The organism is Mesorhizobium oxytropidicola (genome assembly GCF_056174625.1).
On the sequence record NZ_CM149692.1, the window covers coordinates 4724323 to 4737144 of the forward strand.

Annotated in this window: 18 protein-coding genes and 2 pseudogenes; 2 read left to right on the top strand and 18 right to left on the bottom strand. The window is 61.8% G+C overall.

The window, feature by feature from the left end; all coding sequences use genetic code 11:
* Positions 1 to 5: 5 nt before the first annotated feature.
* The 18 genes and pseudogenes from rplE to rpsL form a co-directional block, all read right to left on the bottom strand.
* Positions 6 to 584: a 50S ribosomal protein L5 gene (rplE, locus tag AC0V8S_RS23630; RefSeq protein ID WP_095203283.1), complete on the bottom strand. Its 579-nt coding sequence runs from the start codon at positions 582 to 584 to the stop codon at positions 6 to 8.
* Positions 577 to 891: a 50S ribosomal protein L24 gene (rplX, locus tag AC0V8S_RS23635; RefSeq protein WP_006205456.1), complete on the bottom strand. Its 315-nt coding sequence runs from the start codon at positions 889 to 891 to the stop codon at positions 577 to 579. Before rplX ends, rplE begins: the two co-directional genes overlap by 8 nt.
* 12 nt (positions 892 to 903) lie before the next feature.
* Complete coding sequence (rplN, locus tag AC0V8S_RS23640) at positions 904 to 1272, bottom strand: 50S ribosomal protein L14 (protein WP_006205457.1); 369 nt, start codon at positions 1270 to 1272, stop codon at positions 904 to 906.
* Between the two features lie 71 nt (positions 1273 to 1343).
* Positions 1344 to 1583: a 30S ribosomal protein S17 gene (gene rpsQ, locus AC0V8S_RS23645; RefSeq protein WP_010909280.1), complete on the bottom strand. Its 240-nt coding sequence runs from the start codon at positions 1581 to 1583 to the stop codon at positions 1344 to 1346.
* An 11-nt stretch (positions 1584 to 1594) separates the two neighbouring features.
* Entirely contained in the window at positions 1595 to 1795 is a 201-nt protein-coding gene (gene rpmC, locus AC0V8S_RS23650) for a 50S ribosomal protein L29 (protein ID WP_006205459.1), read from the bottom strand.
* A 13-nt stretch (positions 1796 to 1808) separates the two neighbouring features.
* A pseudogene (gene rplP / locus AC0V8S_RS23655) lies at positions 1809 to 2223 on the bottom strand (50S ribosomal protein L16).
* 27 nt (positions 2224 to 2250) lie between these two features.
* Positions 2251 to 2976, bottom strand: a complete 726-nt coding sequence (gene rpsC, locus AC0V8S_RS23660) for a 30S ribosomal protein S3 (protein WP_010909278.1) — start codon at positions 2974 to 2976, stop codon at positions 2251 to 2253.
* Positions 2976 to 3365 (bottom strand): 50S ribosomal protein L22, encoded by a 390-nt coding sequence (gene rplV / locus AC0V8S_RS23665; protein WP_010909277.1) that lies wholly within the window; start codon positions 3363 to 3365, stop codon positions 2976 to 2978. Before rplV ends, rpsC begins: the two co-directional genes overlap by 1 nt.
* Before the next feature lie 2 nt (positions 3366 to 3367).
* Positions 3368 to 3646, bottom strand: a complete 279-nt coding sequence (gene rpsS / locus AC0V8S_RS23670) for a 30S ribosomal protein S19 (RefSeq protein ID WP_006205463.1) — start codon at positions 3644 to 3646, stop codon at positions 3368 to 3370.
* A 16-nt stretch (positions 3647 to 3662) separates the two neighbouring features.
* Positions 3663 to 4496 carry a 50S ribosomal protein L2 gene (rplB, locus tag AC0V8S_RS23675; RefSeq protein ID WP_010909276.1) on the bottom strand — a complete coding sequence of 278 codons (834 nt, stop codon included), beginning with the start codon at positions 4494 to 4496 and terminating at the stop codon, positions 3663 to 3665.
* A 22-nt stretch (positions 4497 to 4518) separates the two neighbouring features.
* Positions 4519 to 4812 carry a 50S ribosomal protein L23 gene (locus AC0V8S_RS23680; protein WP_010909275.1) on the bottom strand — a complete coding sequence of 98 codons (294 nt, stop codon included), beginning with the start codon at positions 4810 to 4812 and terminating at the stop codon, positions 4519 to 4521.
* Complete coding sequence (gene rplD / locus AC0V8S_RS23685; protein WP_475433692.1) at positions 4809 to 5429, bottom strand: 50S ribosomal protein L4; 621 nt, start codon at positions 5427 to 5429, stop codon at positions 4809 to 4811. Before rplD ends, AC0V8S_RS23680 begins: the two co-directional genes overlap by 4 nt.
* Positions 5429 to 6142: a 50S ribosomal protein L3 gene (gene rplC / locus AC0V8S_RS23690; RefSeq protein WP_115143197.1), complete on the bottom strand. Its 714-nt coding sequence runs from the start codon at positions 6140 to 6142 to the stop codon at positions 5429 to 5431. The genes rplD and rplC overlap by 1 nt, the downstream gene beginning before the upstream one ends.
* Before the next feature lie 61 nt (positions 6143 to 6203).
* Positions 6204 to 6512 carry a 30S ribosomal protein S10 gene (gene rpsJ / locus AC0V8S_RS23695; RefSeq protein ID WP_010909272.1) on the bottom strand — a complete coding sequence of 103 codons (309 nt, stop codon included), beginning with the start codon at positions 6510 to 6512 and terminating at the stop codon, positions 6204 to 6206.
* A 69-nt stretch (positions 6513 to 6581) separates the two neighbouring features.
* Positions 6582 to 7758 (bottom strand): annotated as a pseudogene (gene tuf / locus AC0V8S_RS23700) (elongation factor Tu).
* Positions 7759 to 7825: 67 nt separating this feature from the next.
* Positions 7826 to 9916 (bottom strand): elongation factor G, encoded by a 2091-nt coding sequence (gene fusA, locus AC0V8S_RS23705; protein ID WP_095205311.1) that lies wholly within the window; start codon positions 9914 to 9916, stop codon positions 7826 to 7828.
* A gap of 29 nt (positions 9917 to 9945) precedes the next feature.
* Positions 9946 to 10416 (bottom strand): 30S ribosomal protein S7, encoded by a 471-nt coding sequence (rpsG, locus tag AC0V8S_RS23710; protein WP_475433695.1) that lies wholly within the window; start codon positions 10414 to 10416, stop codon positions 9946 to 9948.
* Between the two features lie 60 nt (positions 10417 to 10476).
* A complete protein-coding gene (gene rpsL / locus AC0V8S_RS23715) occupies positions 10477 to 10848 on the bottom strand; it encodes a 30S ribosomal protein S12 (RefSeq protein WP_006333356.1) in 372 nt (123 codons plus the stop codon).
* A 502-nt stretch (positions 10849 to 11350) separates the two neighbouring features.
* Here rpsL and AC0V8S_RS23720 point away from each other — a divergent pair.
* Positions 11351 to 11632 carry a transcriptional regulator gene (locus AC0V8S_RS23720; protein ID WP_095205310.1) on the top strand — a complete coding sequence of 94 codons (282 nt, stop codon included), beginning with the start codon at positions 11351 to 11353 and terminating at the stop codon, positions 11630 to 11632.
* 16 nt (positions 11633 to 11648) lie between these two features.
* Positions 11649 to 12761, top strand: a complete 1113-nt coding sequence (locus tag AC0V8S_RS23725) for a PLP-dependent cysteine synthase family protein (protein ID WP_475433703.1) — start codon at positions 11649 to 11651, stop codon at positions 12759 to 12761.
* Positions 12762 to 12822: the final 61 nt, after the last annotated feature.

Here is a 12822-nt window from a genome sequence, read left to right on the forward strand (position 1 = left end):
TGCCGTTACTGGCGGAAGGGGAAGTTGAAAGCCTTGAGCAATGCCCGGGCTTCGTCGTCCGTCTTCGCAGTCGTACAAACGATGACGTCCATGCCCCAGATCTGATCAACCTTGTCGTAGTTGATCTCCGGGAACACGATGTGCTCCTTGATTCCCATGGCGTAGTTGCCACGGCCATCGAAGCTCTTGGGGTTCAGTCCGCGGAAGTCGCGGACGCGCGGCAGCGCGATGTTCACGAGGCGGTCGAGGAACTCGTACATACGTTCCTTGCGCAGCGTGACCTTGGCGCCGATCGGCATGTTCTCGCGGACCTTGAAGCCAGCGATCGAATTGCGGGCGCGGGTGACGACGGCCTTCTGGCCGGCGATCATCGCCAGGTCTTCGGCCGCAACCGAGGGCTTCTTGGAATCGGCGGTCGCTTCGCCAACACCCATGTTCAGCACGATCTTGTCGAGGCGCGGAACCTGCATGTCGTTTGCGTAGCCGAACTGCTCCTGCAGCGCCTTGCGGATGGTCTCGTTGTAGACCTGCTTCAGACGCGGCGTGTTGGTGGCAGTCGCCTGCTTGCTTTGAGCCTTAGCCATTGATGACTTCTCCCGAGCGCTTGGCGACGCGCACCTTCTTGCCGTCCTTCTGGAAGATGAAACCGACGCGGGTCGGCTTGCCATCCTTGGGGTCGGCCAGCGCGATGTTCGACAGCTGGATCGGCGCTTCCTTGGTGATGATCCCGCCCTCTTGGGACTGGGACTGCTTCTGGTGACGACGGATCATGTTGACGCCGCGCACCAGCGCGGTGTCATCCTTCGGCTGAACCGAGAGGACTTCGCCCGAACGGCCCTTGTCCTTGCCGGCCAGCACGACGACCTTGTCGCCTTTTCTAATCTTTTGCATTGGTCCGGCTCCTTACAGCACTTCAGGCGCGAGCGAGATGATCTTCATGTGGTTCTTGGCGCGGAGTTCACGCGGAACCGGTCCGAAGATACGCGTGCCGATCGGCTCTTTCTTGTTGTCGACGAGAACGGCCGCGTTCTTGTCGAAACGGATCACGCTGCCGTCCGGGCGGCGGATGTCCTTGGCCGTGCGAACCACGACCGCCTTCATCACATCGCCCTTCTTAACGCGGCCGCGCGGAATGGCTTCCTTGATGGACACCACGATGATGTCGCCCACGGAAGCGTATTTCCGCTTCGAGCCGCCCAGCACCTTGATGCACATGACACGACGCGCGCCGGAATTATCCGCCACGTCGAGGTTTGTTTGCATCTGAATCATGACTGGCCGCCTTCTTCTTTTCTAACGGGACGGGCTCGAAGCCCCTCCCCGGTCTGTCCAAAATTCGTTGTTTACGCCTGGTCCGAAGACACGACGATCCAGCGCTTGTCCTTGGAAATCGGCTTCGATTCCTGGATGAACACCTGATCGCCAACCTTGTGGGCGTTGTTCTCGTCGTGCGCCTTGTACTTCTTGGTCATGCGCACGGTCTTCTTCATCACGGGATGCGTGAAGCGCCGTTCGACCTTGACGACAACCGTCTTCTCGTTCTTGTCGCTGACGACGGTGCCCTGCAGAATGCGCTTTGGCATGGTTTTCGTCCTTAAGCCTTCTTGGCCGCGGACTTTTCCGCAGCGATGGTCTTGATACGCGCAATGTCCTTACGGACCTGCCTCACGCGCGCGGTCTTCTCGAGCTGGCCGGTGGCCTTCTGGAAGCGCAGGTTGAACTGCTCCTTCTTCAGGCTGGCCAAATCGTCGGTCAGCTGGTCCTGGGTCTTGGTCCGGATGTCTTCGGCTTTCATGATCAGCCCGTCCTTATTCTGCGATGCGCTGTACGAAGCGCGTCCTGACCGAGAGCTTGGCCGCGCCGAGACGCAGCGCCTCACGGGCGGTTTCTTCACTGACGCCGTCGATCTCGAACATGATGCGACCCGGCTTGACGCGTGCCGCCCAGTAGTCGACGGCACCCTTGCCCTTGCCCATGCGGACTTCGGTCGGCTTCGACGTGACCGGCAGATCCGGGAAAATACGGATCCAGACGCGGCCAGCGCGCTTCATTTCGCGAGTGATTGCGCGGCGGGCCGCCTCGATCTCACGCGCGGTGACGCGGTTCGGCTCAAGCGCCTTCAGCCCGAAAACCACCGAAATCCAGGTTGGTGCCGCCCTTTGCGGTACCATGGATACGGCCCTTGAACTGCTTGCGGAACTTTGTGCGCTTTGGCTGCAGCATCGTTCTAACTCCAAATTCCTAAATGTCTCAGGCGTTTTCGCGACGACGACCGCGTTCGCGATCACCACCACCGCCATGCGCAGCATCACCCTCGGTCGCGCGACGTTCCGAAGCCATCGGATCGTGCTCGAGGATCTCGCCCTTGAATACCCAGACCTTGACGCCGCAGATGCCGTACGCCGTATTCGCCTCGGCCGTGCCGTAGTCGACATCGGCGCGCAGCGTGTGCAGCGGCACGCGGCCTTCGCGGTACCACTCCATGCGGGCGATTTCGGCGCCGCCGAGACGGCCCGAGCAGTTGATGCGGATGCCTTCGGCACCGAGGCGCATCGCCGACTGCACAGCGCGCTTCATGGCGCGGCGGAACGCGATACGACGCTCGAGCTGCTGGGCGATCGACTGGGCGACCAGGGTCGCGTCGATTTCCGGCTTGCGCACTTCAACGATGTTGAGGTGCGTCTCGGACTTCGTCATCTCCATCAGCTTCTTGCGAAGCTTCTCGATGTCGGCGCCCTTCTTGCCGATGATCAGACCCGGGCGCGCGGCATGGATGGTGACGCGGCACTTCTTGTGCGGGCGCTCGATCACGACCTTCGAGATCGCAGCCTGCTTGAGTTCCTTCTCAAGATACTTGCGGATCTTGATGTCCTCATGCAGCAGCTTGCCGTACTCGCCGGTGTTCGCGAACCAGCGCGAATCCCAGGTGCGGTTGATGCCGAGGCGAAGACCGATCGGATTGACTTTCTGGCCCATTATGCGGCCTCCCCTTTTTCTTCGACTTCACGAACGACGATCGTGAGGTGCGAGAACGGCTTCTCGATACGGCTGGCGCGACCACGGCCACGAGCGTGGAACCGCTTCATGACAATCGACTTGCCGACATAGGCTTCCGCCACCACCAGCGCATCGACATCGAGGTCGTGGTTATTTTCCGCGTTGGCGATCGCCGATTCCAGCGTCTTCTTGACCGTGCCGGAAATCCGCTTGGCCGAGAATTCGAGATCGGAAAGCGCTGTCGCGACCTTCTTGCCGCGGATCAGCGCGGCAACGAGGTTCAGCTTCTGCGGGCTGATACGGATCGTGCGCAACACGGCGCGCGCTTCGTTATCAGCAAGCCTGCGCGGAGCTTTGGCCTTGCCCATGATTATTTCCTCTTCGCCTTCTTATCCGCGCCGTGACCGTAATAGGTCCGGGTCGGAGCGAATTCACCGAACTTATGACCGACCATGTCCTCGTTCACCGAGACGGGAACATGCTTCTGGCCGTTGTAGACACCGAAGGTGAAGCCGACGAACTGCGGCAGGATGGTGGAGCGACGGCTCCACATCTTGATCACCTCATTGCGACCACCTTCACGAACCTTGTCCACCTTCTTGAGAAGGTAGCCGTCGATGAAGGGGCCTTTCCAAATAGAACGAGTCACTTGGCGTTACCTCTTCTTAGCTCTTGCGCTGATGGCGCGAGCGCAGGATGAACTTGTCGGTCGCCTTGTTGGACCGCGTCTTCTTGCCCTTGGTCGGCTTGCCCCACGGGCTGACCGGATGACGGCCACCGGAGGTGCGGCCTTCACCACCGCCGTGCGGATGGTCGACCGGGTTCATGGTCACGCCGCGATTGTGCGGACGCTTGCCACGCCAAACCGTGCGGCCGGCCTTGCCGTCGTTGATGTTGCCGTGGTCGGGGTTCGACACGGCTCCGACGGTGGCCATGCAGGAGCCGTGAACGACACGCTGCTCGCCCGAGTTGAGGCGCAGGATCGCCATGCCCTGGTCGCGACCGACGAGCTGGGCGTAACCGCCAGCCGAACGGGCAACCTGGCCGCCCTTGCCCGGCTTCAGCTCGATGTTGTGGACGATCGTGCCGACCGGCATCGATGCCAGCGGCATCGCATTGCCCGGCTTCACGTCGACCGCTTCGCCAGCCACGATCTTGTCGCCGGCGGCAAGGCGCTGCGGGGCGATGATGTAGGACAGCTCGCCATCGTCGTACTTGATCAGCGCGATGAAGGCGGTGCGGTTCGGATCGTATTCAATGCGCTCGACCGTGCCGACGACGTCGAACTTACGGCGCTTGAAGTCGATGATGCGGTACGAACGCTTGTGACCACCGCCGATGAAGCGGGCGGTGATGCGGCCGTAATTGTTGCGGCCGCCCGACTTGGTCAGGCCCTCGGTCAGACCCTTGACGGGCTTGCCCTTGTAGAGGCCCGAGCGGTCGACGATGACCAGCTGGCGGGTGCTCGGCGTTACCGGGTTGAATTTTTTCAGTGCCATTGTTCTGTCCTCGCGGCCTTGCTCAGAGACCCGTCGCGACGTCGATCGACTGGCCATCGGCCAGCGTCACAATCGCCTTCTTGACGTCGCTCTGGCGGCCGATCGTGCCGCGGAAGCGCTTGATCTTGCCCTTGCGGACAAGCGTGTTCACGGCCATCACCTTGACGCCGAACAGCGCTTCGACGGCAGCCTTGATTTCCGGCTTCGACGCCTTCTTGGCGACGTTGAAGACGACCTGGTTCTGCTCGGAAGCCATGGTCGACTTTTCGGTGATCGCCGGGCTGACGATCACGTCGTAGTGACGAAGGTCGGTCATTTAAAGCGCTCCTCGAGAGCCTCGACGGCGGCCTTCGAAAGGACCAGCGTGCCGCGGCGCAGAATGTCGTAGACGTTGATGCCCTGGATGGGCAGCACGTCGATGTTGGGAATGTTGGTCGCGGCCAGCTTGAAGTTCTTGTCAAGCTCGGCGCCACCAATCACCAGGGCGTTGCTCAGGCCCAGCGTCGCGAAATTCGCGATCAGCGCCTTGGTCTTGGCCTCAGTCAGCTTCAGCTCGTCGATGATGATGATCGACGCGCTCTTGGCCTTGGCCGAGAGAGCATGCTTCAGGCCCAGAGCGCGCACCTTCTTCGGCAGGTCGTGCTCGTGGCTGCGAACGACCGGGCCGTGAGCCTTGCCGCCGCCGCGGAACTGCGGAGCGCGTGCCGAATGGTGACGGGCGCGGCCCGTACCCTTCTGCTTGTACATCTTGGCACCGGTGCGCGCGATTTCAGCGCGGCCCTTGGCCTTGTGCGTGCCCTGCTGCTTCTTGGCAAGCTGCCAGCGCACGACGCGCTGCAGGATGTCTTCGCGCGGATCAAGGCCGAAAATCTCTTCCGAGAGTTCCACCTTGCCGGCGTCCTTGCCGCCAAGCGTTGTGATCTTGAGATCCATTATTCCGCTCCCTCTGTGGCCGGAGCCTCATTCTTCGTGGCGGCGCGGATCGCGGCGGGCTTCGGCGCATTGGCCGGCAGTGCCACCTTGGCCGCATCGCGGACCAGGATCCAGGCGCCCTTCGATCCGGGAACCGCTCCACGGATCAGGATCAGGCCGCGGTCGGCATCGGTCGAGACGATCTCGACGTTCTGCGTCGTCACGCGGGTGTCGCCCATGTGGCCGGCCATCTTCTTGCCCTTGAACACCTTGCCGGGGTCCTGGCGCTGGCCGGTCGAACCGTGCGTACGGTGCGAGACCGAGTTACCGTGCGTCGCGCGGCCACCACCCATGTGGTGACGCTTGATGACGCCCTGGAAACCCTTGCCGATCGTCGTGCCCGTCACATCGACCTTCTGGCCGGCGACGAAGTGCTCGACGGTGATCTCGGCGCCGACATCGATCATGTTGTCAGCGGAGACGCGGAACTCGGCGACCTTCGCCTTCGGCTCGACGGAAGCGGTCGCGAAATGGCCGCGCAACGCCTTCGACGTGTTCTTCACCTTGGCGAGGCCAACGCCGAGCTGAACGGCGGTGTAGCCATTCTTCTCCTGCGTGCGCTGCGCCACGACCTGGCAGTTCTCCATCTGGAGAACGGTGACGGGAACATGTTCCCCGGCATCGTTGTAGATGCGGGTCATTCCCACCTTCTTTGCAATCACACCTGAACGCATCGGTTCAATTCCTTTAGAGTTCCGGGCCAGGGGCACCGCCCCTTACCGCGCTCTCATTCCCTTAGAGCTTGATCTCGACGTCGACGCCGGCGGCCAGATCGAGCTTCATCAAAGCATCGACGGTCTGCGGGGTCGGATCGACGATGTCGAGCAGACGCTTGTGCGTGCGCATCTCGAACTGCTCGCGGCTCTTCTTGTCGACGTGGGGCGACCGGTTCACCGTGAACTTTTCGATCCGCGTCGGCAGCGGAATGGGGCCGCGGACGTTTGCGCCGGTGCGCTTGGCCGTCGACACGATTTCCTTCGTCGAGGCGTCGAGCACGCGGTGATCAAACGCCTTCAGGCGGATGCGGATATTCTGTCCGTTCATGCGTCACTTCCTTGTTCTGGCGCGGCGCGGGCAACTTCCGCGCCCGCGACAGATCGGTTTAAGTCCAAATTACTCTTTGATGGTGACGACGATGCCGGCACCGACGGTGCGGCCGCCTTCACGGATGGCGAAGCGCAGCTTCTCTTCCATGGCGATCGGCACGATCAGCTCGACATCGACCGTGATGTTGTCGCCAGGCATAACCATCTCGGTGCCAGCCGGCAGCGACACGATGCCGGTCACATCCGTCGTGCGGAAGTAGAACTGCGGACGGTAGTTGGTGAAGAACGGCGTGTGACGGCCACCTTCGTCCTTGGTCAGGATGTAGGCTTCGGCCACGAACTTCTTGTGCGGCTTCACCGTGCCGGGCTTGGCCAGAACCTGGCCGCGCTCGACGCCTTCACGGTCAACGCCGCGCAGCAGCGCGCCGATGTTGTCGCCAGCCTGGCCCTGGTCGAGCAGCTTGCGGAACATTTCAACGCCCGTGCAGGTCGTCTTGGTCGTCGGACGGATGCCGATGATTTCCAGTTCCTCGCCGACCTTGACCACGCCGCGCTCGACGCGGCCGGTCACGACCGTGCCGACGGCCAGAGATCGAGAACACGTCTTCGATCGGCATCAGGAACGGCTTGTCGAGCGGACGAACCGGCGTCGGGATGTAGGCGTCGACCTGAGCCATCAGCTCGCGGATCGCGTCCTCGCCGATGGTCTTGTTCGAATCTTCCAGAGCGGCCAGCGCCGAGCCCTTGACGATCGGAATGTCGTCGCCGGGGAACTCGTTCTTCGACAGAAGCTCGCGAACCTCGAGCTCGACCAGTTCGAGCAGCTCGGCATCGTCGACCTGGTCGACCTTGTTGAGGAACACCACGATCGACGGCACGCCGACCTGACGGGCGAGCAGGATGTGCTCGCGGGTCTGCGGCATCGGGCCGTCGGCGGCCGACACGACCAGGATCGCGCCGTCCATCTGCGCGGCACCGGTGATCATGTTCTTCACATAGTCGGCGTGGCCGGGGCAGTCGACGTGGGCGTAGTGGCGGTTGGCCGTCTCGTATTCGACGTGAGCCGTCGAGATGGTGATGCCGCGGGCCTTCTCTTCCGGCGCCGCATCGATCTGGTCGTAGCGCTTGTATTCGCCAAAATACTTCGTGATCGCCGCCGTCAGCGACGTCTTGCCATGGTCAACGTGACCAATCGTGCCGATGTTCACATGAGGCTTAGTGCGCTCGAATTTACCTTTTGCCATGTGATGTCTCCATTTCCTGCTCGCCCAAGCGGGCTTTGAATTGCGTTACCGCGACGGCTCTTTCGAGTTACGCGTATTTTTTCTGGACTTCCTGAGCGACCGCGGTCGGGACCGGCTCGTAGTGATCGAACTGCATCGTATAGGCCGCGCGGCCCTGGCTCATCGAGCGCAGGTTGTCGACGTACTTGAACATGTTGGCGAGCGGCACCATCGCGTTGATGACGACGGCCACGCCGCGTGCTTCCTGGCCCTGGATCTGACCACGACGGCCGTTCAGGTCGCCGATGACGCTGCCGACATAGTCTTCCGGCGTCACGACTTCGACCTTCATGATCGGCTCGAGCAGCTGCACGCCAAGCTTGGGTGCGGCTTCACGGAAGCAGGCACGGGACGCGATTTCGAAGGCCAGCACCGAAGAGTCGACGTCGTGGTAGGCGCCGTCGATCAGCGTCGCCCTGACGCCGATCATCGGGAAACCCGCGAACGGACCAGCACCCATGACGCTCTGGATGCCCTTTTCGACACCCGGAATGTATTCCTTCGGCACCGCGCCGCCGACGATCTTGGATTCGAAGACGAACTCTTCGCTCTCCGTGTTCGGCTCGAAGATAACCTTGACGCGGGCGAACTGGCCGGTACCGCCCGTCTGCTTCTTGTGCGTGTAGTCCTGCTCGTGCTTGCGGGTGATCGTCTCGCGATAGGCCACCTGCGGAGCGCCGACATTGGCTTCGACCTTGAACTCGCGACGCATGCGGTCGACGATGATGTCGAGGTGCAGTTCGCCCATGCCCGAGATGATGGTCTGGCCGCTTTCCTCGTCGGTCTTGACGCGGAAGGACGGATCCTCGGCAGCCAGGCGGTGAAGGGCGAGGCCCATCTTTTCCTGGTCGTTCTTGGTCTTCGGCTCGATAGCGATCTGGATGACCGGATCTGGGAATTCCATGCGCTCGAGGATGACCGGATGCAGCGGATCGCACAGCGTGTCGCCAGTGGTCGTGTCCTTGAGGCCAGCCAGAGCGACGATGTCGCCGGCGAAAGCTTCTTCAACGTCGGCGCGCGAATTCGCATGCATCTGCAGCATGCGGCCGATGCGCTCCTTCTTGCCCTTGACGGTGTTGTCGACCGAGATGCCCTTGGTGAGCTTGCCCGAATAGATGCGGGCGAAGGTCAGCGAACCGACGAACGGGTCGTTCATGATCTTGAAGGCGAGCATCGACAGCGGCTCATCGTCGACCGCATGACGCTCGATCTCGGCGTCGGTCTTGGCATCGACACCCTTGATGGCGGGAACGTCGGCCGGCGACGGCAAATATTCGACGACGGCGTCGAGCAGCGGCTGCACGCCCTTGTTCTTGAAGGCCGAGCCGCAGAACATCGGGAAGAACTTGACCGCGATCGTGCCCTTGCGGATCAGCGAGCGGATCTCGTCATTGCCCGGCATCTTGCCTTCGAGGTAGTTCTCGAGGGCCGTCTCGTCCATTTCGACGGCGGCTTCGATCATCTTCTCGCGGTATTCCTCAGCACGAGCCTGAAGGTCGGCCGGGATTTCGACGACGTCCCAGGCAGCGCCCAGCGTCTCGTCGCGCCAGACAAGCGCGTTCATCTCGACGAGGTCGACGACGCCCTTGAACTCGGTCTCAGCACCAATCGGCAGCTGCATGACGACAGCCTGCGCACCAAGGCGCGAGCCGATCATCTCGACCGAGCGGTAGAAGTCGGCGCCGATCTTGTCCATCTTGTTGCAGAAGATCATGCGCGGCACGCGGTACTTATCGGCCTGACGCCAGACGGTTTCCGTCTGCGGCTCGACACCGGCGTTGGCGTCAAGCAGCGCAATGGCGCCGTCGAGCACGCGCAGCGAACGCTCGACTTCAATGGTGAAGTCGACGTGTCCGGGGGTGTCGATGATGTTGAAGCGGCGCATCTTGCCGTCACGGCCCTTCCAGAAGGTCGTGGTGGCGGCGGACGTGATGGTGATGCCGCGTTCCTGCTCCTGCTCCATCCAGTCCATGGTGGCAGCGCCGTCGTGCACTTCGCCGATCTTGTGCGACTTGCCCGTGTAATAGAGGACGCGCTCGGTGGTCGTCGTCTTGCCGGCGTCAATATGCGCCATGATACCGAAATTGCGGTAGTCTTCGATTTTGTATTCGCGGGCCATCGTAGCTGCCTCTCAGTCCTGTTCGCGCTTTACCAGCGGTAGTGTGCGAAAGCGCGGTTGGCTTCAGCCATCTTGTGGGTGTCTTCACGCTTCTTGACGGCGGTGCCGCGGTTGTTGGCCGCATCCATCAGCTCGCCCGAGAGGCGGTCGACCATCGTGGTCTCGTTGCGGTTGCGAGCAGCCGCGATCAGCCAACGGATGGCCAATGCCTGGCGGCGCTCAGGGCGCACGTCGACCGGAACCTGGTAGGTGGCGCCGCCGACACGACGCGAACGCACTTCCACATGCGGCGCGACATTGTCGAGCGCCTGATGGAAGACGTTGACCGGCTCCTGCTTGGTCTTCGACTGGACCTGGTCGAGCGCGCCGTAGACGATGGTCTCGGCGACCGACTTCTTGCCGTCATACATGACGGCATTCATGAACTTGGTAACGATCAGATCACCGAACTTCGGATCCGGATTGATCTCACGCTTTTCTGCACTGTGACGACGCGACATGGCTTTTGTCTCTCAATCTCGTAGCCCGACGCGTTCAAACAGCGCCAGGGCCGGAAAATCTTACTTCGGACGCTTGGCGCCGTACTTCGAACGGCGCTGCTTGCGGTTCTTCACGCCCTGCGTGTCGAGCACGCCGCGGATGATGTGGTAGCGAACGCCCGGAAGATCCTTGACGCGGCCGCCGCGGATCATGACCACGGAGTGTTCCTGAAGGTTGTGACCTTCGCCGGGGATGTACCCGATCACTTCAAAACCATTGGTCAGGCGGATCTTGGCCACCTTGCGCAGCGCCGAGTTCGGCTTCTTCGGCGTCGTTGTATAGACGCGCGTGCAGACGCCCCGCTTCTGCGGGTTCTGCTGCATGGCCGGGACCTTGTTGCGCTTCACCGGCGCAATGCGCGGCTTGCGGATCAGCTGGTTGACGGTAGGCATTAAACCCTCTTGTCTCTCAATTCCGTGTCTCGCCCGGTCAGGGCCGCTCAAAGCGTCATTTCCATACGCAAATTCGGGCCATAAACCGCGCCTCGCGGTCTTGCCCGAACAAATGGCAGAGGAAGCGGAAGCCGCTTCGTGCACGCCGGAAATGTCTTTTCGCTCGTAAAACGAACCCTGTTTGAGGCAAACTCCAAAGCGTGTCGCTTCGGAAGGGAGAGCCTCACATCGGTTCTGACTGGGCGGCTTCTACTCGTAAGCCCGCGAACCGTCAACCCCGGAGTGGCAAATATTGCATCGAAGCCGGGGCTTGGCAGCTATGCGAAAACCGCATGTAATTTTCTTTCGCCGTTTTGCAAGTGCGAGGAAGAAAGTGCCAAGCCTTTAGCAAAGTGAATGGCTTTCGACTGTTGCAAAGCCATGCTTCATGCGAAAAGTCCGCATGAGCAGCCCAAATCCCCTCGCCCACCCAGTCTCTTTGGCAAAAAACAGGAATCAGCCCGTGAACGACAATGAGGAGCGCCCGGTCACCATCATCACCGGCCGGGTGTGGAAGCGCAAAGGCGGCAAAGTGGAAGGCGTGCATGTCATGCTGGTTGCGCCCGATGACGATTCGGCGGTGCGCCGCGCCCTCGAATCGCTTGCGGCGGAAGGTTACGCCGAGGCTGAGCTCGACCAGATCGGCGATATGGATGGCGTGCCGGACGACGAGCCGCATCTCTCCGCCTTCCAGGGCGCGCTCGAAGGCGAAGTGTCGATCGTCACCTTCGACGTGCCGATCTGAAACCAAGGCACCGACGATGGCCGGATCAAGAGCGGTTGAACCTGCATCCCGGGCCTGGGCCGACCGGGCGGTCGCCGCGATCGAGGCCGACCAGCACCGGTCGGCCGACACGCACCTCTGGAAACTTGACCTGCCGGCGCTGTCGACCATCGACTTCTACCTCAAGGATGAATCCACCCATCCTACCGGCAGCCTGAAGCACCGGCTGGCGCGTTCGCTTTTTCTCTATGCATTGTGCAATGGCCTGATCCGCGAAGGCACCCCGGTGGTCGAAGCCTCTTCGGGTTCGACGGCGGTGTCGGAAGCGTATTTCGCCCGCATGATCGGCGTGCCGTTCTATGCGGTGATGCCCCGGTCGACGTCGCGCGAAAAGATCGCCGCGATCGAGCACTATGGCGGCAACTGCCATTTCATCGATGATGGCAGGCGCATCTATACTGAGTCGGCCGAACTCACCGAACGGCTCGGCGGCCATTTCATGGACCAGTTCACCCATGCCGAACGCGCCACCGACTGGCGCGGCAACAACAACATCGCTGATTCCATCTTCGGACAGATGCGCGAGGAGCGGCATCCCATCCCAAGCTGGATCGTGATGAGCGCCGGGACGGGCGGCACCACCGCCACGATCGGCCGATACCTGCGCTACAAGCGGCACGCCACGCGGCTGTCGGTGGCGGATGTCGAACGCTCCGCCTTCTTCGAAGGCTTTGCCACGCACGATCGCGAGTGCCGCTGCGAGCAGCCTTCGCGGATCGAAGGCATTGGCCGGCCGCGCATGGAGCCGTCCTTCGTGCCAGGCGTCATCGATCACATGCTGCAGGTGCCGGATGCCGTATCGCTGGCGGCGATGCGAGTGTTGTCGCGCCGGCTCGGCCGTCGTGTCGGTGGTTCGACCGGCACCAACTTCACCGCCATGTGCTTTCAGGCGGCACGCATGATCGAGCATGGCAAGACCGGTTCGCTGGTGACGCTGATCTGCGATTCCGGCGACCGCTATGCCAACACCTACTATTCTGATGAATGGCTGGCGGCCAACGGCCTCGACCCCTCGCCTTTCGAGCCAGCGATCGAGGCCTTTCTGGCGGGTGGAAAACTGACGCTGCAATTCGAGGAAAGCTGGGGCTGACTCGACTTGCCCGGGCAAGTGTTCTGATAGAAACGCTGACCATCATCAAACAGACGGAGCG

Excerpts from the sequence above, each read along its gene's own strand:
- rplE (WP_095203283.1), bottom strand. The coding sequence starts at position 584 with ATGGCTAAGGCTCAAAGCAAGCAGGCGACTGCCACCAACACGCCGCGT.
- rplX (WP_006205456.1), bottom strand. The coding sequence starts at position 891 with ATGCAAAAGATTAGAAAAGGCGACAAGGTCGTCGTGCTGGCCGGCAAG.
- rplN (WP_006205457.1), bottom strand. The coding sequence starts at position 1,272 with ATGATTCAGATGCAAACAAACCTCGACGTGGCGGATAATTCCGGCGCG.
- rpsQ (WP_010909280.1), bottom strand. The coding sequence starts at position 1,583 with ATGCCAAAGCGCATTCTGCAGGGCACCGTCGTCAGCGACAAGAACGAG.
- rpmC (WP_006205459.1), bottom strand. The coding sequence starts at position 1,795 with ATGAAAGCCGAAGACATCCGGACCAAGACCCAGGACCAGCTGACCGAC.
- rpsC (WP_010909278.1), bottom strand. The coding sequence starts at position 2,976 with ATGGGCCAGAAAGTCAATCCGATCGGTCTTCGCCTCGGCATCAACCGC.
- rplV (WP_010909277.1), bottom strand. The coding sequence starts at position 3,365 with ATGGGCAAGGCCAAAGCTCCGCGCAGGCTTGCTGATAACGAAGCGCGC.
- rplB (WP_010909276.1), bottom strand. The coding sequence starts at position 4,496 with ATGGCACTGAAAAAATTCAACCCGGTAACGCCGAGCACCCGCCAGCTG.
- AC0V8S_RS23680 (WP_010909275.1), bottom strand. The coding sequence starts at position 4,812 with ATGACCGACCTTCGTCACTACGACGTGATCGTCAGCCCGGCGATCACC.
- rplD (WP_475433692.1), bottom strand. The coding sequence starts at position 5,429 with ATGGATCTCAAGATCACAACGCTTGGCGGCAAGGACGCCGGCAAGGTG.
- rplC (WP_115143197.1), bottom strand. The coding sequence starts at position 6,142 with ATGCGTTCAGGTGTGATTGCAAAGAAGGTGGGAATGACCCGCATCTAC.
- rpsJ (WP_010909272.1), bottom strand. The coding sequence starts at position 6,512 with ATGAACGGACAGAATATCCGCATCCGCCTGAAGGCGTTTGATCACCGC.
- fusA (WP_095205311.1), bottom strand. The coding sequence starts at position 9,916 with ATGGCCCGCGAATACAAAATCGAAGACTACCGCAATTTCGGTATCATG.
- rpsG (WP_475433695.1), bottom strand. The coding sequence starts at position 10,416 with ATGTCGCGTCGTCACAGTGCAGAAAAGCGTGAGATCAATCCGGATCCG.
- rpsL (WP_006333356.1), bottom strand. The coding sequence starts at position 10,848 with ATGCCTACCGTCAACCAGCTGATCCGCAAGCCGCGCATTGCGCCGGTG.
- AC0V8S_RS23725 (WP_475433703.1), top strand. The coding sequence starts at position 11,649 with ATGGCCGGATCAAGAGCGGTTGAACCTGCATCCCGGGCCTGGGCCGAC.